Raw genomic sequence first — 19,601 nt, forward strand, 5'->3', positions numbered from 1 at the left:
CTAGTCACCAAGCCCTAGGCTGAAAGGTAGCATTGTTGGCCAGTTCCATGGCATCGCCGCACTGGCGCATTACAAATAGGCCCTTCCGGTAGGCATAGCGATCCACATCTTGCACAAATTCGATGGCGGCAACGGCCCCAAAAATGCGGTAGTCTGCCCGTTCTGGGAAGGCCAACTTAAGCCGTTGCAGCTTCTCGCAAAAGCTGTCCACATCCTCCTGGGTGAGGCACGATTTCACCTCAATGGCCACCGCCACATCGCCATCCACCGCCAAAATGTCAATCTCCATCGGAGCTTCTGAACGGGTGGACTTGGCGCGACGGTAGGTTTGCTGAATATCAATCCCCTGCTCCTGAAACAACCGCTGCACCGCCGGAGCCACCAGATTTTCTACAAACAGCCCCCAGCGATCCCCCAGCCGAGAGACCTCCCGGCTAGTGTTGGCTACCAGGCGTCGTAGTTCCTCCATACTGCGATCTGCCTCAGCCGCTCGACGGTCTGCCTCGGCCTGAGAGGCTTTAAATAACTCGTAAATGTCCTGAATGGTGACGGGATCGGCCATGGCGGCTACCTACAGCGTTGTCGAAGTCATACTGACTATTTAAACGGTTTATAATGCCAACACGCTAGGGGTGTCCGATCATCGGACTGAGATCATACCCTCAGAACCTGACCTGGTTAATGCCAGCGGAGGGAAGCCATGCTTGAGGTCACTAGCCGCTTCCATAAACCCAATGTAGAACCGTTCTCTTGTTTGCATCTGTCCTAGAATCGCCCGTTTAGTGGGGAATTTTCTGGGGGATAGCGGCAGGCTAGAGGTCTGTTCTACGTTGGGGTTGGGTGGTTGGGCAAAGGGGTTTTCTGACGGCACATCCTAGCAATCTATTTTGGATTAGGAGGTGTTTGGATGACCCTGGGCATAACCGCCATTGCGGTGATTTTGATTACCGCCGCTAGTTTTACGCTGCTCGGACTCTTGCAGGCCAGCCGCCACACCATCAGCCTGGAGGACTACCTGGTCAGCCGCAACCGGGTGGGTACAGGCATGGCCTTGGCCACCATTGTCGCCAGCGCCATGGGTGCCTGGATTTTGTTTAGCCCGCCAGAAGTAGGGGCCACCAGTGGCATTGCGGGCATTGTGGGCTACTGCATCGGACAGGCCACCCCCGCCGCCCTGTTTGCCTTCATGGGGACTCGGATGCGGTTTTTGATGCCTGCGGGCCATTCGCTGAACGAGTATGTGCTGCACCGCTTTGGGCAGGCCATGTATCGGCTGACGCTGGCGATTGTGGTGTTCTATATGTTCGTCTACCTGGCGGCGGAACTGACGGCCATTGCCAAGGCGGTGGAACTGATGGCCGGGGTGCCCCTCTGGCTGACGGCCCTGCTGGTGATTACCGCCGTGTTCATCTACACCCTGGTGGGCGGCCTAGAGGCGACAATCTTCACCGATGCCGTGCAGTTTGCGGTGATTGTGCCGCTGCTGCTGCTGAGCTTTGGCATTGCGATCTTTGCCCTGGGCGGCTGGGGTAACGCGGTGGCCCCCGTGCGGGATACGGCCCCTCAGTTGTTGACCCTCGCCAACGGGCCGGGGATTAAATTTGGGGCTACCCTCGTGATTGCGGTGATTTCCGCCGAAATGTTCAACCAAACCAACTGGCAGCGGGTCTATGCCTGCAAAACCGATACCGTGGTGCGCCGCTCCTTTTTGGGGTCGTTTTTGGTGATTTGGCCGATGCTGTTCATTTCTGGGCTGCTGGGCATTGTGGCCATGCACTTCGGCTTTAATGATGACCGGGCCTTTTTCTCGCTGATTCAAGCCCTAGAACTCCCCGGATGGGTGAGCATTGCTGTCCTCGTCCTAGTTCTGGCCCTGGTGATGAGCAGTCTGGATTCCTTGTTGAACGGCATCGCCAGCCTGTTTACCACCGACCTGCTGCGGATCTTCCCCGAGAAATCCACCAACGGCATCCTCAATCTCACCCGTCTGCTGACCCTGGTAATCGGCATTCCCGCCATCCTGATCGCCGCCAGGGGCTACAACGTCCTATACCTGTTTCTGCTGGCGGATTTGGTCTGTGCCGGGGCGCTGTTCCCCGTCCTGTTTGGCCTCTATGCCAAACGCCTGACCGGAAAAATGGCCCTTTGGAGCACCGTGGTTGCCATTGGTGCCGGGGCGTTGTTCTTCCCCAAACCCAACTTCAGCGGCTGGAATAGCCTACCCTTTGCGGGAGACTTGCTCGTCAGCTTTGCCGCCCCCATCGTGGTTTCTGCTGTGTTGTGCCTAGGCTGGATTCAACTCCGCGCCCACCAAGGCAAAACCGAAGCCTACGATTTCGGCAAGCTCAGCCGCGACATCCAAGCCTACGGAGAAAGCGTGGCCGTTGCGCCCAAGGGTTAATGCTGTTTTATCTTAACTAGAGGTCAATTTCGGACTTCATGCGCTCTAGGGTTTGCTGCATTTGTCGGAACATGTCATCGGGGGTCATGCCAAACTGCCCAAGCTGGGTTTTAAGCTGTTCCACGGTCATTTTGGCCGTGAAGTCTTCCGAGAGCTCGAACCGCTTCATAAAGATGTGGTAGCGATCCATCATCGCCTCCATCTGCTCGATGAACATCTTTTTACCTTCGCGGTCAAACTTGCCGTAGTTGCTGCCTAACTGCGTCAGACTTTGGTAGTCCTGGAACAGTTGCATCGCTTCTTGCTGAATGATCTCAGAATCAAAAAATCCCATGGTTCGGCGGTGGTTAACAAAGGACTTGTGGCCAAATCCAGCACAACGATGGTCGTTCCCCCTGGGCCAAACTCCCCGCTCTGGACTAGAACAAGCGTGATGTCTATTAGCCTAGAGGGTTGCCCCAACCTTGGCCAAGGAGAGATAACCCTACTTATGGGCGTTGGAAAACAGACGGCCTAGGAATCCCTTGGGGGCAGCGGCGGGGGCGGCGGGTTTAGCGGTTGGGGTGGGTGGGGCCGCTGGGGCGGCGGCGGCGGGCGGCGGGGTGGGCGTGAGGTCGAGGTTGAGTTGGCGGGCGTATTTTTGGGCCACGCTGTTGTTGGGGTCGAGCTTCAGGGCTTGCTTAAAATGCACCTTGGCCATCCCTGGTAGCTGGTTCAGGAGGTAGGCTTGGCCCATAAGGGAATGGAAGTTGCTGTTTTTGGGCTCCAGTTTTAGGGCATCCTTGAGTTCCTGAATGGCGGCGGGGGCATTTTTGGCCCGTAGATATTCCCTAGCCCGCTGGTAGTGGCGGTCGGAGTAGGCCATGGGGCCAGGGTCGGGGGCAGCGGAGCTAGACGACGCCTGACCAGAGGTAGCCGCACTGGTAGCTGAACTGGGACTGGCCTGCCCAGACGCCGACCGACTGGATACCCCGATTACCCCGGTGCGTTTTTCCCGAATGATGGCTTCCCCCATCTTGCGCTGGAAGTAGACCAAATTCAGTTCGCTGATTTGCTGGGTGCAGGTGGTAAAGCTGGCGGTGGAATCGTATTGGGTTGCGCTGATTTGCTGAAGCGTGGCTTCGTAGACGGTATCCACCTCCGCCTCCGGCACCGTTTGCAGGTGGCGACTGGCCTCTCCCTGGGGCTGGAACTGTCCCTCTCGCACCAAACGCCGCACCTTAAACCGCAGGGTGGCCAAAATCTCACTGCGCTGCTTTTCCTGCTTGAGGCGCTGGTAGGCTGGGTTCACCAGCTTGGCTAGGATTTGGGTGACAAAGGTTTCGTGATCCTCAGAGGAATCGGTCTGGACATCGGGATGCAAGCGCTTGGCCACCTGGTGATAGCGCTTGAGAATGCGACGATCATCCGCTGAAACCGACACCCCCAACACAGCATAGGGGTCGGAAAACTGACTAAACCAGGCGGGAGAAAGCGGGGGATGGGTCATCCGGCGGGACTATAGGGAGAATGGTATGAAACAGCAACGGTCAAGGGATCACCCCGACAATATGGATCCAATAGCAATCCTGTTGCTAGGCTACGCCCTGCGACACAACCGTGAAACTAGGGATGTCCAGACCCATATTTATGCAGAGTATACTAAACGAATACAGCCTGACCTTGCCCGATTCCAGCTTCTTGCCCCTCTCCTGTGAGCCATTAGGTGATGATGCTGTCTTCCTCAGAACCCCGTCGTCGTAGCATTGCCGTGGCCCTGGCCTGGTTGGGGGTAGTCCTTGCACCGGGCCTCCATAAGTTTTATTTAGGTCAACCCGGATGGGGCATAGCCTATCTGTTGCTGAGTTGGACGCCCATTCCTCGCGTGGCCTGTGCCCTGGAGGGAGCTTGGTTGTTGGGCCGTCCTCCCGAATTTTTCGGGGTTGGGTCTGTCGATTCAGCCGTGCCCCCCAAGCCTGCTACGCCCATCGACCCTAGCCAGGTAAACGCCCTGGGGGTGGCCCTACGCGAACTAGATGGCCTGCGCCAGGAGGGTCTAATCTCCGAAAGTGAATTTGAACAAAAGCGCCGTCAGTTGCTCGATCAGGTGGGCTGATGGAGGCACTCACACGGGTCATCCAACAGTGGACGCTACGACAGGGGGCCAACGCTCCCCTCGGTCAGCGCCTTGCCCAAGATCCCACCTACCGCCTCACCACCCTTGCGGAAGTTGCCCAGGCCGCTGAACTCGGCTTTCGGCTGGATGTCAACCGGGCCACCGTGGATGATTGGCTACGGCTACCGGGGATCTCCATTCGGCAGGCCCAGGTCTTAGTCCACCTGCGCCAGAGCGGGGTAAGTTTCCATGCCCTAGAGGACGTGGCGGCAGCGCTGGGCGTCTCCCTACCAACCCTCCAGCCCCTCGCCCCCGTGCTCTCCTTCTACTACTACGATGACCTCAACCCCCTAGTCATTCGTCCGGTGGCCGTTAACCAAGCTACTCTCGCCGCCCTGGCCCAGATTCCTAACCTACCACCCGACCTAGCCCAGGCCATGCTGCACGAACGCCAGCAACGGGGGCCATACCGCAGCATGGCCGACCTCCAACGTCGTCTTAACCTCCCCGCCGACACCATTGCCACCCTCATGCACTACCTGCGCTGTTAAGGTCATCCATAGCGCAGGTAGGCGATCTGTGTCGCTAGCCTTACTTGGTGCCAAACAGGCGATCCCCCGCATCGCCCAAACCGGGCAAAATGTAGCCCCGCTCGTCTAGTTTTTCGTCGATGGCGGCGGTGTAGAGGGGTACGTCGGGGTGTTCGCGGTGGAAGTGGGCGATGCCCTCCGGCGCAGCCAGCAAACAGAGGAACCGCAGCGACCGAGGATTGGCCTGCTTGAGGGGATACAGTGCCGCCACTGCCGTATTTCCCGTGGCAATCATCGGGTCTACCACCAGCACATCCCGGTCAGAAAGGTTGTCTGGCACTTTGTAGAAGTACTCAATGACCCGCAAACTTTGGGGGTCGCGATACAGCCCAATGTGGCCCACCCGCGCCGAGGGCATCAGTCCCAAAATGCCGTCCAAAATGCCCTGCCCCGCCCGCATAATCGACACCACCACCAGCTTTTTCTCTGGGGCCAACACTGGAGCCTGCATGGTGGCCATCGGGGTTTCAATGGTCTCCAACTTCAACGGCAAATCCCGCGTCACCTCGTAGGCCATCAGCAAACTAATTTCCTTCAGCAGGGCGCGAAACTTGGCCGTACTGGTCTCCGCCCGCCGCATTAGAGTGAGCTTGTGCTGAATCAGGGGATGGTCGATGAGATGGAGGTTGGACATAGAGCGTGGGGAGTAGGGAGTAGGGTTGGGGCGCACTGCGGTGCGCCCGTACGGGGGGATTGTGGCATTTGGAAAGTCTGCATTCTAAACGGCATTCAGTCTGATCGGTAGGCTACAAGCCGTGTTTCCGCCGCATGGCACGCCCTTGGTCAAGCTGTCGTTTGGGCGGAGGAGTCGATACATCTATGGGTAAGCCCGTACTATCTATAAGAAAATCCTAAGTTACAGGGCATCCAGGGCATCGGGTGTTTATGCTGAAACTTTCCACCTAAGATCCCATATTCGGCATTTAGGCTGAACTTTTTCCACCTAAGATCCCCCCAGGGGTATTTAGGCGGACAGATTTCTACCTAAGATCCCGTATCGGGGTATTAGGCGGAAAATTTCCCTCTAATAAAGAGTTAGACTGCAAGTCCTCGATGGGGACGGTACCTAGAAGTTGCCTATGGGGCAACTATTCACCTCTCTCCCTTAAATGCTTGAATCCCTTGATCCTCGTTTGACAGAGGCAAAGATCGTGAGCCTATGCGCTGCGAGGTAGTTGCTCTAATGGAATATGCCTAACCTGAGTGGTTGTAGCTACGTTTTGTAGCTACAATTAGTTACTGGGATTGCCGTTCAGTTATGGAATATGAATGGGATGAAGCAAAACGTCTGGTTAATCTCCGTAAGCATGGAGTAGATTTCATTGATGTTCCCGCCGTATTTGATGGCGATATCGTGACGGTTGAGGATGATCGTTATGATTATGGAGAGCAACGTTTTGTCACATTCGGTTTGTTGCAAGGGCGTGTGATTGCCGTTGTCCATACAGAGCGTGAGGATTGCACTCGTATTATTTCTGCAAGAAAGGCGACGAAATATGAACAACGAACCTACTTCGAGCAACTCTCAAACTGATTGGCAAAGGTTGGATGCGATGAGCGATGAAGATATTGATTTATCGGATTGCCCAGAGATTACGCCAGAAATGTTTGCTAAGGCGGTAGTGCGGCGAGGTTTACCTGCTACAAAAGCCAAGGCTCAAGTCACGCTCCGTATTGATAGCGATGTGTTGGAGTGGTTTAAGTCTCATGGCCGAGGCTATCAAACTCAGATCAACCAATTGCTACGAGCTTATATGGAAGCACATCGATAGCTGTCATGTGATAGCGTAGCAACGTACAATATCCGAGATTTTGCAGGAATTGAACGATTTGGGGTTAGTGCCATTACCCCGGCAAACTTCCTGGAGTCTATTGGAGGACTGTCATGAGCACACTAAGCATTCAGCTACCCGACTCCTTGTATAAAACCTTGCAGAGCCTTGCAGAGCAGGACGGGGTTTCGCTCGACCAGTTTATCGCCCTAGCAGTTGCCGAGAAAATTTCAGCCTTAACGACTGAAGGGTATTTACAGGAACGCGCAAGCCAGGGTGATCGAACAAAGTATGAGGCTGTGTTAGCCAAAGTCGCTGATGTTGAGCCAGAGTTGCATGACCAGTTGCCGCCAGCATAACAACCCCAATGCACGCCGACCACCGAGAGATTGTATGTGGGTATGAGGGATCGTCTGCGTCCGGTGAGTGCGAACGTTAGCTAGCTCCGTTTTTTGCGCAGGATATACAGAGCGGCTATCTGCTTTGAATTTTGAATTTTGAATTTTGAACTTTGAATTCCCAACCACCCTAAAAAACCGTGCCATCACTCGCCAGTGTAATCGGTGGCCCACCGTGGGGGCGTTTTTCGGCGGCGATGGCACGACCAGCGGCCCAGGTGCCGCCTTGCAAAATTTTCACCAGAGGCAACTCTGTGGCGGATTGGTGCAATTGTTGCCGCAGGAGATCCGCTAGGTCATCCAGCAGGCAGAGGGTGAGGGCGCGCCATTCCACAATCAGGGGCGAGTTGGGGGGATGGGCGATTTCCATGTCGGTGGGGTCTTTGAGGCTGAGGACGCCGCTATCGAGGAACAGTCCGCCGTTGCGATATTCCGCCAGTCCAGTGAGTTGATCCAGGTTGGTGATGGTGAGGCCCAGGTCTTGCAGGGGTTCCAACAAAGAATAGGTGAGCCACTGGGAGAGCTTGTGGAACGGGACCAACTGGCTCCCCAGGCCCGTATCCGGCAGTTGGGGATGGAGCCATACGTCGCCCAGGTTGACGCCGCCCAGGGTGGTGCGTCCCGGCCAGATAGGGCCAAGTCCTTGCAGGACGGTGTGCAGTACCGTGACCGCTGAGAGGGTTTGATCCTCGGACTGACTCAGCCAATAGTCCACCAGATTTCCAGGGCGAGGATGGGTATCACCGAAGAGGTGGGGCTGCTGTTGCAGGGCTTGGCCTAGGGTTTGCAGCAGCGAAACCCGACCCTCTAGGCCCAACAGCGGGTTTTCGGGGCTGACTTGAAAAGCGTCACCGAGTCGTTCGGGAGTAAGTTGACTGAGGCCGAGGGCATCCGCCTGCCAGGGGTGATCGGGTTGGCTGGAAAAAAGCCCCTGCACAAAGCTGTGGAAGCTGGCGATGGCTAAGCCTTCCGACCGTTGGAAGACTTTCCCTGTGCCCGGTTCAGCATAGCGCCAGGTGGCTCCGGCCCCGGCATCGAGCAGCACACTCGTTACCGCCAGATCGATTTTGATCCGCGCTTGTTCGAGGGGATCGATCTGGGATAAGCCAGGCTCCAGGGTCGCTAACCGAGAAACGCCATCCACCTCAAAATGTCGCCAGCGAGAATGGAAGGGCACATCGCCCTCGGGATAGGTTTGCTCCATCAGCCGCTGCACATAGTCTGCCGCTGTGGGTAGGGCGTCTGGATGTAATCGAAAGTGGTGTAGCTGATCCGCCTCGGCCAGGGCATAGAGCATCCGACAGCGCTCGCGGATGGCCTGGGGACTTTGCAGATAGGCGACGACCTCGGCGGATTGGGTTAGATCGGTCTCAGTTGTATAGGCGGTGTTTTCCGTTGCGGTTTGCATCAATACCGTCCTTATGCACAGTAACGATTCTCGTGGCCCACCCTGCGGGAAGCAAGCTACACCCCCAGCCCCTCTCCCAGGAAGGAGAGGGGAGCCGGAGAGGAGCCTGGAAATTGGCGATCTTAGACATGACGGGTTCGGCTACAGCAGGAGGTAGCGCAGATTTACCGTCACCTCTGGGCACTGGAGGGGTGCCCGTTGGTCATCGGCTCCCAGGATGTGCTCTTGTTGGTAGGTGCCCCCTTGGGGATCTTGCAGCACGATCATCTGTCGCTGGGGCAGGTCGATAATCCAGTATTCGGGGATGCCTGCTTTGGCGTAGATGGCGGCTTTGTGGGTGCGGTCGCGGGTAAGCGTTGCATCGGCCACTTCGATCAGCAGCAGGATGTCTTGGGGGCTGGGGTGCCGATCTCGGTAGCGGTTTGGGTCTGGGCGAACGATGGCAAAATCTGGCTCTGGCTCTGACCCTGGGGCCAGGGTAACGGGAAGCTGCACCCGTACCTTGGCCCGCTGGGCAAACAGCGCCTTCAGGTAGTCGCCGCCATCGTCAATGCGGGAGGCATGGGGTGGGTTCTGCGGTACCATCTCGACGATTTGCCCCTCCAACAACTCCACCCGATCCTCCGACGACAAAATGCCCGCCCCCAACATCCGGTGATAGTCCTCCACCGTCCATTGCTTGAGGGTCAAATCCCTCACACTCTGGGGAAATACCTGCACCATGGGACGTTCTCCTGTTGCCGACCATTCTGCTATTCTGCCAGCCCCCGGCCCTTCACCTGGGCGAGGCTTTCCTCGGTGAGCACTCCGGTATTTGTATAGTAGCCCGCCGCTTTTTTGGCCTCAATTTCCACCTGGGCATCGGGGGGGATAAGCTCTGGCGGAATGGGCACACGGGTGACGATTTCGATGCCGGAGCGCACCACGGCGTTGTACTTCAGGTCGCTCATGGAAATGAAGCGGTCGATGCGGGTGATGCCCAGCCAGTGCAGCACGTCAGGCATCAGTTCTTGGAAGCGCATATCCTGCACCCCGGCCACGCATTCGGTGCGGGCAAAGTAGGCATCGGCGCGGTCGCCGCCTTCCTGGCGTTTGCGGGCGTTGTAGACCAGGAATTTCGTCACTTCCCCCAGGGCGCGACCTTCTTTGCGGAAGTAGACGATCAGCCCTGCGCCGCCCTGCTGGGCGGTTTGCACACATTCCTCAATGCCGTGGACGAGGTAAGGGCGACAGGTGCAAATATCGGAACCAAACACATCGGAGCCGTTGCATTCGTCGTGGACGCGCACGGTCAGCGGTCGGCTGGGGTCGGTGATGGCCGCGATATCCCCTAAAAAGTACAGGGTGATGCCGCCGATGGGGGGCAAAAATACCTGTAAATCTGGGCGCGTCACCAGTTCTGGGAACATGCCCCCGGTTTGCTCAAACAGGGCATAGCGCAGGTCGTCTTCGCTCACCCCTAGGCGCTGGGCTACTCCGGGTAAGTACCACACGGGTTCCACGGCGGCCTTGGTCACCACCAGGTCGCCCCCCGGTTTCATAATCTCGCCATCCTCCACCAGCCGCCCCTGGCGCACCGCCTCGTTAAGCTCCGGCATTTGAATGTGGGCGCGGGTGATGGCAATGCTGGGCCGAATGTCGATACCCTGCTCCAGCCACGGCTGATACACCTCCCCCACCATCGCCCCAAAGGGATCGAGGGAGACAATCTTGCTGGGGTCGGCCCAACTGGGATAGGGGCCAAGGGTCACCGCTGGGGAGGTATTGGTCAGGTCGGGGCGATGGTCGGGCTGGAGCACACCACTGGCCACCGCCAAGGCCCGATACACCGCATAGGATCCCGAATGGGTGCCGATCACATTGCGCTGGCTGGGGTCGCTGACGGTTGCCACAATCGGGCCACGCTTCAGCGGATCGGCCTCGCCCCAGTGAATGGGCTTGCCCTGCTGCCCCGAACGGCTAGGGTGCGACGTGAGGACAATGTGGCGACGTTTGTTCCTGGCCCAAGCGTTTTCCTCTGGAGTGGGAACGTTTGGCCTGGGACTGTTGACAGCGGCGGCACCATTTAGCTCGACCATAGATACCTCGTTTTAAACCAGCGGTTCAAAGACTGAAGCCAACTACTGTCGCATACCTCGCCCAAGGAAAAAAGCTCATCCGCAACAGACGACCACAATGCTTTTCCGTAGCAGTGGGCCGGAGTAGCGTGTAGGAGGGATTGGATTAGCCCCGGTTGCAAGACATTAAAGCCTGATCTGTGGATTGCGGTGCCCTAGCTAAAGGTTGGCTAACCCCGACAGGAGGGGGATTATCCGTCAAAAGTGCTGGATAACACCCTAGATTACGATGCTTAACTGTCAAAAGTGCTGGATAACACCCCGAAACCACGGTGTTATCCAGCAAAAATGATTATTAATTCCTTAAGATTCGGGTATTATCCCGTAGATCTGGCGGATAATACTCTGCATAGTGGGGGTTATCCATCGGATCTGACGCTTAATACATAGTTAGCCCCCAGTCCCCGCCTATCGCCGCTTAGGTTTAGTACGCCTGTTTGTAGCCCTGTTTGTGGGTGTTTTTGTGGCTACAGGTTGGACGGTTGGGGAATTCAACCCCCTGTTAGTAGCGGGGGGCTTGTCTTCTGTGTCTACAATTGTGGAAATCTGTACACACGCCTTGAGTGCTGCAAGCTCATCTTCAAGTTTGGAAACCCTTGCTGACAGGTCAGGCTGAGGGCTGGTGTGAAGTGAACGCCAACACAAGGACTCAACTACCCCCGTCAAGGTCTGGCCAGTGGATTCAGCACGGGTGCGGAGGGCATCGAGGAGGTCTGGGCTAAGCCGAAAGTGGACGGATTGTTTCATCGTGGAACCCCATGAAATCTGTGTCTACATTGTAGCCCAGTTGTGCCACATGTAGCCCTGATTGTGTGCATCTATGTAGCCACGTTTTTCTGTTTCGGTGGCTGAAACCTTTGGTGTGCAAGGGTTGTGAATTGGGCACCGTATTACAGACGGTGCCAACATATAGCCCCCGATAGCCAGCGTCCCCCGGCAAGCCGTTCGGGGCCGCTGGCTGTGGTTGGAGGTGGCCAGCCGAGAGAGGCTAGCACGGGAACCCCCATGTAAAGCGCAGAGACCCCAGCCTACCCAGTAGACCCCGGTGGGAGCGCTTGACATGGGGCCCCATGTTCCCGTGCATCCATGGCCACCGGGCCACCACCACCACAGCCAGCCGTGGCCCCTTGCATCCCCCGTGTGCGCCCTAGCGCTGTCCCCTGGGAGGTCTGGGCTAACACGCCGATGGAACGGACGGCCAAGGAGCCATGATCACAACCACAAGGCCCACAGCGCCGCCGTTCATCTTGACGTTAGCCCTCAAGTCCCCGGTTGAGGTATCCATCAAGTTAGTCTGTTCTTGCTGAAGCTTTGTTGGCCTGTAATCCAGATAAAGCGCGGTTTCTACAGATGGTGAGAGGAAGCCGTAAAGCTATAGTTGAGCCTGCCTCTGGTAGTATGCACGGATGTACATACTATAATTGAGATGGTTTACCAGTGGAATAGAGATAAGGCAGCGGCCAACCTGCGTAAGCATGGCATTGACTTTGCTGATGCTGTGTCCGTTTTCTCCGACGATCTAGCCCTTACCATTCCAGACGAGCGATTTGACGAAGAGCGATTCGTCACGATTGGACTAGATGGGTTCGGTCGGATCCTGGTAGTAGTCTATACCCTGCGAGGCGAAGCGATTCGGATCATCTCAGCCCGCAAAGCAAGTAGACAAGAGCGGCAGCAATACGAGGAAGGATAACTATGGAAGCTGAATACGATTTCAGTCAGGGAAAGCGAGGCGCGGTTGACCCGACGCCATCAGGCAAAACACGTATCACGATCCGGCTTGATGATGACATCCTGGCATGGTTTCGCGAACAGGTTCATAGTGCAGGCGGGGGAAACTATCAAACCTTGATCAATGAAGCCCTACGTCAACATATTCAAGCCATTCGCCAACCCCTTGAGGAAACCCTACGAAAAGTAGTTCGTGAAGAACTTGAACGCATTGAGAGGTAAAGCTGTTGCTGAGAGCTAACAAGTCGCCGCACCGGAACGGCGAAAGGTAGTTGGTAGGGTGGCAAAGGTAGTCTGCGTCCGGTGGGCTTGGCCGTTATGTCGCTTGGTTTCTTAGTTAGGACGTGGTTTGAGGCTGATCTGTTTGCATTCAGAATCAAGATTTGTGAAAGTAACCGAAAGAGGAGTACCTAAAAGCACAGTTATAAGTTGTTTTTGTCACTGAAAGTAAAGAAGGAAGGTATTCTATGAGTCAGGATCTAAATCCCAATTTACGATCTGAAGCAGAAGATGCTGAGGAGGAGTCGATTAAGATAGTTGAGGCTCAATCCGAATCTTTAGAAAAAAGTCAGTTGAAGGATTCAGAGGATTTAAAGCCAAAAGCTTTAAAAATAGATGTTCAAGAAGACATCAGCTCCAAGTGGAAATTTGCTTTAAGTTGGAACAGTCTTGCTGGTTATTTGATTTTATTCGCCTTAATTTTCATCGTTATTCTTCCTTATTTGGGTAGTGCTTGGAGTAGTTACTCATGGTCGCAGCGCTCAGAATTTCCTGACCCACCTCAAGTTTCCATAAAGCAGAATATTCCTGTAGAGGTCAATGTTGATAGAAAGGATTCTCTGCTTGATGAAAAAATTAATCAACGCACACTGAAAGCTCTTGCAGAAGCTCGTGCTGCTGCTGAAGATTTTGCTTCGAGGGACTTAGACAGTTGGCTCAATGAGCTAAAGGCTCGCGTAGATGATGATTTCCTAAGCTGGTATTACGACTATTTCAATCAGAAGGGTAGAGAGGTCCTTGCTGTATGGCGAGGAGTGACAGGACAAAATATCAGTGAAAAGGAATTTCAAGACTTTAACAGACAATTTACTAGCCGTGTTGTAAGTCCTGAAGATATCCAATCAAGACTTGAAGTTTTAACGACTGAAGTAACTAATCTCTATGCTCTTGATCTGAACAAGAAACTGACTGCTGCTCAGAAAGATTTAAAGATTCCTCAACAACAGTGGGATCTTTACCTAGCAAGGATTTCTGAGAAAGCAGCTAAACGTGATCCAATATCCGGCTCTGCTCTTGCAGGAACGTCACTTGCTAGTGGTTATGTTCTTGCCGATGCTCTTCTTGCAGGTACAGTTAGTACGTTCTTTGAAGGTCAGGCTGTCAGACTACTTGAGCCTGTCATTGCAGGACTTGGACCGGAAGCAGCTTCACTGTTGGGGGTTGGTGCAGCAGGAGCAGTGAAATTTGCTGGAAAATTTGCCGGACCTATAGTAGGTGGAGGGCTAATTGCATATGATCTGCTCACTTACTCTCATAAGGTTGAACAGGAAAAGCCTAAGCTTCGTGAGCGCATTTTTTCAGACTTCCAGCTTTTGAAACGATCAGCGCTAGCCGATGTGACATCGCGAATCAGCCAACTGGAAAGTAATATTCGCAAGTCAATCGATTCTGTTTCGATTACCGAATTGAAGTAGACAACTATCATCAGACTTGAAGCTGAATGTAGAATAAGGCACATCACTCAAAACGAAAGAAAAACATGGAACCACTTATGCTGGCAGCAGCAACAGCAGTTGCAACTACTGTGATGACGAAAGCTTTGGAGAAAACAGGCGAGAAACTTGGGGAGAAGGTTTTTGAATCAAGCGAAAAATTTCTTACCTCGCTAAGACGTAAGCCTGAAATAATATCCGCTATTGAGAAAGTGCCCCAACAGCCTTTGGATTATGGGCAGGCTGTTTTGGAAGTGGAAGCGCTAGCGAAGTCAGATCCCGAAGTAGCAGAGGCAGTAAGAACACTTGCCGCTACCGCTGCTGAAGACCCAGATGAAAGGCTTAAGGAAGCTATTAACCAGATTGTCAGTACTTTGAAAGTTCAAGAACCAACGACTCGGAACTTAGGAAAACTTGCTGAAAATATCGGACTTGTAGTTTACGGTGGTGGCTCAGTTTCTATTCATAATCTTAATGTGGGATCTTAGCAACTATGGCTGGAAGCTCAAGTGAGTCTATGAAAAATGTAGGGGTTCATGCACCTTATGGACGAGTCAGAATTACCAGCCTGAATGTGGGTGGAACTGTCATTACTGAAAAGCCCGCAAGAAACTACATCATTGGGTTCGATCTAGGTGATGGTGAGAGTTGTTTATCGTACATCTCCAGTGGATGCTCATTAGAAACGAGTAGATCTATTTTTTCATTAAATCAAAAAGATACGACTCCCACAGTAATAGCAGAGATTGATGATGAAATAGTTATCGGCGAAAAGGCGTTTATACGCCCTGATGTCATAGAACTGGAAGTTAATTTTAAGAGCGACCCAACTTTAGACAAGAAACGATGGAAACTTCGCAGAGACGATATTTTGTCATTTGTCGAGACATTCTTTCAAGAATTCTCCAAAAAACATCCTAAGATTGCCGAAGACTGTGAAATTTTTATTGGTTGCCCGTCTAGCTGGAGTGAGGAATCGCGAGGGATTTACGAACAGCACTTCTTAGATAGCGAGGAGCTTCCGGTCTGCCATGTAGTGCCAGAGTCTAGAGCGGCACTAATCCAGGCTCTTGATATATCTAGAAAATCTAACAATCAAGATTCTGAACAGCAACTTCGTGAACTGATACATAAACGGGTGCTTTTAATTGATATTGGATCATCCACAACAGATGTGACTGTTTTAGATAACCTTGAGCCTTTTGAAATAGAAATAGGTGGAGATTTAGGGCTTGGATTAGTTGACAAACAATTGAGAAAGACAATTTACAGGGAATATCTGGAAGGTAAGACATTTGAGAGAAGAATTCGAGAAGATCGGCGAGAAGAACAATTTTTACTTTATCTCTGTCGTCTTGCTAAAGAGTACACGTTTGGCTGTGATGTCAATCCAAGCAAATTTTTCGAGCAGCGAGACTGGGCTGAGGGTTGTTGGAGATTTCTTCTTTCCACCAACCTTCACAATTGTCTCGTAGATAATTATTTTTGGGAAGATGGTGAATCCTGGCTTGATCGCTATCACTCTTTACTCAAAGAGCTACAAGAGTCGGTGTTGGTTGGCAATCCAAATGTCGTTATCATCACGGGTGGTGGCTCAAATATTCAACAACTCCGAAGTGAAACGGGCAAAGCGTTTCCAAATGCGCTTCTAGTTCAAGATCCAGAGCCATCACTTAGCATAGCTCGTGGTTTAGCAGGTTATGGGCAATGGTGTGTAAACGTCGAGAATTTCTACAGCGATGCCATAACACTAATTCAAAGTTCCAACATTGATTCGGAAGTTTTTTCTGAATTGAATCCGATTGTGGGTGAAATTGCATATCACTTCCGTAAATCCTGGATTCATGCAGTTTGGCGTCCAATGGCTGCTCAATGGAAAGATGGAGAATTAAACCTGCGTGAACAAGGTGGTTTATACAACTATTCATTAAAACTGTACCGCAAATGGCTCAACGAAGGTCACAGAAGTCTTTTTGAGCCTGCTCTTAATCGTCTCAGTGAAGTCACAAATTGTGCGTTGAGAGAGGATATTAGAAAACTTGGAGAACGATACGGGCTACCTGTTGGTAGCTTTAAATTAAACCTGGAAATCTCTCCGATTGAGTTTTTTATGCCTGAATCTCCTGGTGGGGATTTGATATCAAAGGTTACTCAGGCTTATCGAGTTTATGAGGATGTTGGATTTCAAATAGTTGATCAAGTGCCTACTCCTCTCAGAAAATTGGCTCATTCCACTGGATTTCTTAATTTTGCACTAAAAAGTGAAGAAGTGATGGAGAATGCTCTTGCTGCTGTAATAGGAGCTTGGTACGGAGCAAATGTTTCCTTAGAAATGCGGCAACGCATCATCAAATTTGTGAGGGATGAGGCAAAACAAGAAGTTGATAAACAATTGGGTAGCGTGGAAAAATTGTTGCTTGAAAGTCATCGACCGTTAAATAACGGAGCTAGGTAGCGATCGCGACATAACAAGTCGATGAAGCGGACGGGCGAGAGATCCTGGGTGTGAGGCATAGGTTATCTGCCGCCGCTTATCTTGGTCGTTGGGACGGCCAAGTCCGAGGCACCCGCATGCTACCTAGCCCTTAAGGAGCCTTGCTAGACTTTTATACATTTGCCACACTTTCGGTTGAGTGGCGTGAAGTAACGAGTGCCTACTTCACGCTTCACTTGAACGGTCTATTGCAGATAAGAGGTCTAGCAGATAAGAGGTCTACTCAATGGCTAGGTGCACAGCGCCAATAAACGGACATCGTACGGCGAGCGGAAGGGCGGCTTGCCCTGTATGTGGTAGCCGCAGTCTCAGCTATGGGGCATACTCCACACCCAACTACTTATCGGGGAGAAGGAGAAGTGGAACAAGTGGGACAAGCAGTAGAAGCGGGATAAGTTGGATGCCTGCTATGCGCCAGAGACCACTATCCGAGATCCCCTCACTTCTTCACGACAACCGTCCACCCCAGTCCTCCCTAGCGGAAGCCGAAGACAGGGAGTTCGATGTCTTCATTTCACACGCAAGTGAAGACAAAGATCCGATCGTTAGACCTCTGGTAGACGCGCTCAAGACAGGCGGACTTACCGTGTGGTATGACGAGTTGAATCTCAAGATCGGCGACAGCCTTCGCCGGAAAATTGATGCCGGACTGGCCCGCAGTCGTTTTGGAATTGTTGTGCTTTCAAAGTCCTTCTTCAAGAAGGGGTGGACCAATTACGAGCTCGACGGGTTGGTCACACGCTCAGTTTCTGGCGACCAGGTGATTCTTCCGATCTGGCACGAGATCACCAAGCAGGAGTTGATTGATTTCAGCCCTTCATTGGCGGACAAAGTCGCACGCAGCACCGGCACACACACTGTTAGCGAAATCGCCAGCGAGATCGTAGCGGTTATTCAGGGAAGTGCTTAGTATGGCTGTAGGCTGCCCAACAAAGTGCTGGAGCAGAAGTGGCCTGACCGAGTGAAGCAACGGAATGCCACGCCGCTCAACGCTAAGACGTTTGGCGGATTCATATCCTAGTGAGGACAGCGCAGCAAAGCTATCTATTGGTTGTAGAGATTGAGCTACAGCGTTTTTTGATCCCATGAGGTACAGCACAAGTCCTGAAACCCTTGCCACATAGGGATCTCAGATCTGAATCTGTACCTCACTTACCCAGGAACCGCTATAACGCAGCCTTCGACTTTCCTAACAACCTTAATTCCTACCAAGGGCTGTGAGCGGTAGGATAGGTAAAAGCGAACAAGATGGAGGAGATAAGCATTGTGGCTCGTAAAGATCCTGCTGTTTTGAGGAAAGTATCAGTCAGCCTTCCGTTTGGAATTGGCTCAGCCGAGTGGGAAGCTGATCCCACGGAGCGTAGAGCAGCTTGGTCGTTATATGTTGAACTTGTTACCAGAGTAGCTGTGCAACCGTTAGAAACTGATCAAGGACTTTTACGGGAAGCACTGACATCGCTCTATAGCCTTTTTGGAACAACTCGAGAAATTCTTAAAGATGCAGGACCAGATGTTGGAGCTTCTCATGATTCCGTAGGAGGCATTGCTATTGCTGTGCTGAACAATGGTTTACGTCCTTTTCTTGCAAAATGGCATCCAACGTTACAAGCTTGGGAAGCGCAGAAACCTACAACACTCAGTTTCAAGGAGCATGAGAAAAATTGGCCTGAAGAAAGTACTCTCTACTCAGAATTAGATAACCTTAGACAAGGGTTAGAGCAGTATGCTAAGGCTCTTGCTACTATTGCGGGAGTTGATTAACTCTTAATCAAGATCGAAGTAATTATCGATCTCAGGTGTCAAGTCAGCCTCATTAATGTTTATTAGTTCAGTTCTTAGTCTTGTTAACTCTGCATTAAGTTTGATTCGTTCACTATCAGGTAAGGCGCAAGTGTTTAAGTATCCTTGTAATACATCCCGCCGAATGTTTTTGTAGGATCTACTTGTCCTATCTCTTATCTCATTGCTGAGATGAAAAGCGTCCTCATATTTTTTACGAGCAATTGCAAGTCTAGTTCGTAGCCCTTTGCGAATGTCTAAATTGGTTTTTCCAAACTGTTGGTTTTGGTCTATTTCGTTCAATATGTTCTCTGCTTCATCAACTTTTTCATTTACTATTTTGCATAACGCTAAATGAGCCAAAGTCTGAAATCTAGGGTTCTTGTTACTAGATTTAGCTTTTTCAGCACATTGTTCCGCCACATTTTTATCTCCTAACAGAAACTCAAACCTTGATTTCCGATAGTAGTATGCAGACTCATCAATATCCCTCAATTGATCAATAGATCCCAGTGCGAGATCTTCATCCCCTAGTGCTATAGCTATTTGAGCCTGTAAATCTAAGGCATAAAAATTAACACGCTTTCTGTCTTGTTGCCTCTGTAATACCTTCTGAACACAGTTATTTGCTTTCTCGTACTCCCCGACGAAGAAATAGCAGTGCCCAAGTTCTCGATTAAGGGCTTCATCATCTCTTCCGTACCTACGTGCCTCTAAGTAAGAATTAATAGCGTCCTGATTCTTTCTTTGTTTTCGATTTAGAAAACCTTCCAAATAATAGACATTTCGCAATGGAGCGTATTCTTTTAATTTCTGTATTTCTTGTTCTGCTTCCTGCCATTTCTCTTGATGGATAAATGCCTTAGCTCTAAATGAGATAACTGTCTCATAGTCGGACTTACTTTTGCACTTATTTAATGCTACTTCGGTTGCCTCAATGACCTTATACCAATAAAAAATGAAGTTGAGCATAATTTAGGCTGATTTCTGGAATTCAGCTTGGAGTAGGGCATCGAGAATGAAGTCATAGCCCGTGATGGACTGCACTTGTTCTGGCGTCAGACGGGCGAGTTCTTGGTCAACCCGCTGTTGAAGGGCCTCCAG

General features: G+C 52.1%; 21 protein-coding genes and 1 riboswitch. Of the genes, 13 read left to right on the forward strand and 8 right to left on the reverse strand.

The window, feature by feature from the left end; genetic code table 11:
* Positions 1-4: 4 nt before the first annotated feature.
* Positions 5-562: a DUF3782 domain-containing protein gene (locus H6G62_RS17200; protein ID WP_190497345.1), complete on the reverse strand. Its 558-nt coding sequence runs from the start codon at positions 560-562 to the stop codon at positions 5-7.
* A 56-nt stretch (positions 563-618) separates the two neighbouring features.
* A riboswitch (TPP riboswitch) is annotated at positions 619-713 on the forward strand.
* A gap of 194 nt (positions 714-907) precedes the next feature.
* On the opposite strand from H6G62_RS17200, the gene H6G62_RS17205 reads away from it, so the two are divergent.
* A complete protein-coding gene (locus tag H6G62_RS17205; protein WP_190497347.1) occupies positions 908-2,401 on the forward strand; it encodes a Na+/proline symporter in 1,494 nt (497 codons plus the stop codon).
* A 16-nt stretch (positions 2,402-2,417) separates the two neighbouring features.
* Here H6G62_RS17205 and H6G62_RS17210 read toward each other — a convergent pair whose 3' ends face one another.
* Positions 2,418-2,735, reverse strand: coding sequence for a DUF1825 family protein (locus tag H6G62_RS17210; RefSeq protein ID WP_190497349.1), 318 nt, complete (start codon positions 2,733-2,735; stop codon positions 2,418-2,420).
* 150 nt (positions 2,736-2,885) lie between these two features.
* Positions 2,886-3,890, reverse strand: a complete 1,005-nt coding sequence (locus tag H6G62_RS17215) for a J domain-containing protein (RefSeq protein ID WP_190497351.1) — start codon at positions 3,888-3,890, stop codon at positions 2,886-2,888.
* Positions 3,891-4,109: 219 nt separating this feature from the next.
* On the opposite strand from H6G62_RS17215, the gene H6G62_RS17220 reads away from it, so the two are divergent.
* Both H6G62_RS17220 and H6G62_RS17225 read left to right on the forward strand, forming a co-directional pair.
* Positions 4,110-4,496, forward strand: a complete 387-nt coding sequence (locus H6G62_RS17220) for an NINE protein (protein ID WP_190497353.1) — start codon at positions 4,110-4,112, stop codon at positions 4,494-4,496.
* Positions 4,496-5,047: a helix-hairpin-helix domain-containing protein gene (locus tag H6G62_RS17225; RefSeq protein WP_190497355.1), complete on the forward strand. Its 552-nt coding sequence runs from the start codon at positions 4,496-4,498 to the stop codon at positions 5,045-5,047. Before H6G62_RS17220 ends, H6G62_RS17225 begins: the two co-directional genes overlap by 1 nt.
* Positions 5,048-5,087: 40 nt before the next feature.
* On the opposite strand, the gene upp is transcribed toward H6G62_RS17225, so the two are convergent.
* Entirely contained in the window at positions 5,088-5,720 is a 633-nt protein-coding gene (gene upp / locus H6G62_RS17230) for a uracil phosphoribosyltransferase (protein ID WP_190497357.1), read from the reverse strand.
* A gap of 624 nt (positions 5,721-6,344) precedes the next feature.
* Here upp and H6G62_RS17235 point away from each other — a divergent pair.
* From H6G62_RS17235 to H6G62_RS17245, 3 genes are all read left to right on the forward strand, one after another.
* Entirely contained in the window at positions 6,345-6,620 is a 276-nt protein-coding gene (locus tag H6G62_RS17235; RefSeq protein WP_190497359.1) for a BrnT family toxin, read from the forward strand.
* 19 nt (positions 6,621-6,639) lie between these two features.
* Entirely contained in the window at positions 6,640-6,858 is a 219-nt protein-coding gene (locus H6G62_RS17240) for a BrnA antitoxin family protein (RefSeq protein WP_242052138.1), read from the forward strand.
* 113 nt (positions 6,859-6,971) lie between these two features.
* Positions 6,972-7,217, forward strand: coding sequence for a toxin-antitoxin system HicB family antitoxin (locus tag H6G62_RS17245; RefSeq protein ID WP_190497363.1), 246 nt, complete (start codon positions 6,972-6,974; stop codon positions 7,215-7,217).
* Between the two features lie 169 nt (positions 7,218-7,386).
* On the opposite strand, the gene H6G62_RS17250 is transcribed toward H6G62_RS17245, so the two are convergent.
* The 3 genes from H6G62_RS17250 to H6G62_RS17260 all read right to left on the reverse strand — a co-directional run bounded on the left by H6G62_RS17250 (position 7,387) and on the right by H6G62_RS17260 (position 10,742).
* Positions 7,387-8,664 carry a URC4/urg3 family protein gene (locus H6G62_RS17250; protein WP_190497365.1) on the reverse strand — a complete coding sequence of 426 codons (1,278 nt, stop codon included), beginning with the start codon at positions 8,662-8,664 and terminating at the stop codon, positions 7,387-7,389.
* A gap of 141 nt (positions 8,665-8,805) precedes the next feature.
* A complete protein-coding gene (locus H6G62_RS17255) occupies positions 8,806-9,387 on the reverse strand; it encodes a Uma2 family endonuclease (protein ID WP_190497367.1) in 582 nt (193 codons plus the stop codon).
* A 29-nt stretch (positions 9,388-9,416) separates the two neighbouring features.
* The gene (locus tag H6G62_RS17260; RefSeq protein WP_190497369.1) at positions 9,417-10,742 is read right to left on the reverse strand and encodes a GTP cyclohydrolase II; all 1,326 of its coding nucleotides are present in this window, start codon (positions 10,740-10,742) and stop codon (positions 9,417-9,419) included.
* 1,465 nt (positions 10,743-12,207) lie between these two features.
* Between H6G62_RS17260 and H6G62_RS17265 the strand changes: the two genes are divergently transcribed.
* From H6G62_RS17265 to H6G62_RS17295, 7 genes are all read left to right on the forward strand, one after another.
* Positions 12,208-12,474 (forward strand): BrnT family toxin, encoded by a 267-nt coding sequence (locus H6G62_RS17265; RefSeq protein WP_190497371.1) that lies wholly within the window; start codon positions 12,208-12,210, stop codon positions 12,472-12,474.
* Positions 12,475-12,476: 2 nt separating this feature from the next.
* Entirely contained in the window at positions 12,477-12,734 is a 258-nt protein-coding gene (locus tag H6G62_RS17270) for a BrnA antitoxin family protein (RefSeq protein ID WP_190497374.1), read from the forward strand.
* A 245-nt stretch (positions 12,735-12,979) separates the two neighbouring features.
* Positions 12,980-14,206: a hypothetical protein gene (locus H6G62_RS17275; protein WP_190497376.1), complete on the forward strand. Its 1,227-nt coding sequence runs from the start codon at positions 12,980-12,982 to the stop codon at positions 14,204-14,206.
* Between the two features lie 65 nt (positions 14,207-14,271).
* Positions 14,272-14,712, forward strand: coding sequence for a hypothetical protein (locus H6G62_RS17280; protein ID WP_190497378.1), 441 nt, complete (start codon positions 14,272-14,274; stop codon positions 14,710-14,712).
* Positions 14,713-14,717: 5 nt separating this feature from the next.
* A complete protein-coding gene (locus tag H6G62_RS17285; protein ID WP_190497379.1) occupies positions 14,718-16,679 on the forward strand; it encodes a hypothetical protein in 1,962 nt (653 codons plus the stop codon).
* A gap of 439 nt (positions 16,680-17,118) precedes the next feature.
* On the forward strand, positions 17,119-17,628 hold the full coding sequence (locus H6G62_RS17290; protein ID WP_199325074.1) for a toll/interleukin-1 receptor domain-containing protein: 510 nt from the start codon (positions 17,119-17,121) through the stop codon (positions 17,626-17,628).
* Between the two features lie 356 nt (positions 17,629-17,984).
* A complete protein-coding gene (locus H6G62_RS17295) occupies positions 17,985-18,479 on the forward strand; it encodes a hypothetical protein (protein WP_190497383.1) in 495 nt (164 codons plus the stop codon).
* 3 nt (positions 18,480-18,482) lie between these two features.
* Here H6G62_RS17295 and H6G62_RS17300 read toward each other — a convergent pair whose 3' ends face one another.
* Positions 18,483-19,469, reverse strand: a complete 987-nt coding sequence (locus tag H6G62_RS17300) for a hypothetical protein (protein WP_190497385.1) — start codon at positions 19,467-19,469, stop codon at positions 18,483-18,485.
* Positions 19,470-19,601 lie beyond the last annotated feature (132 nt).

The organism is Phormidium sp. FACHB-1136, assembly GCF_014697375.1.
Taxonomy (GTDB): Bacteria; Cyanobacteriota; Cyanobacteriia; order Phormidesmidales; family Phormidesmidaceae; genus Nodosilinea.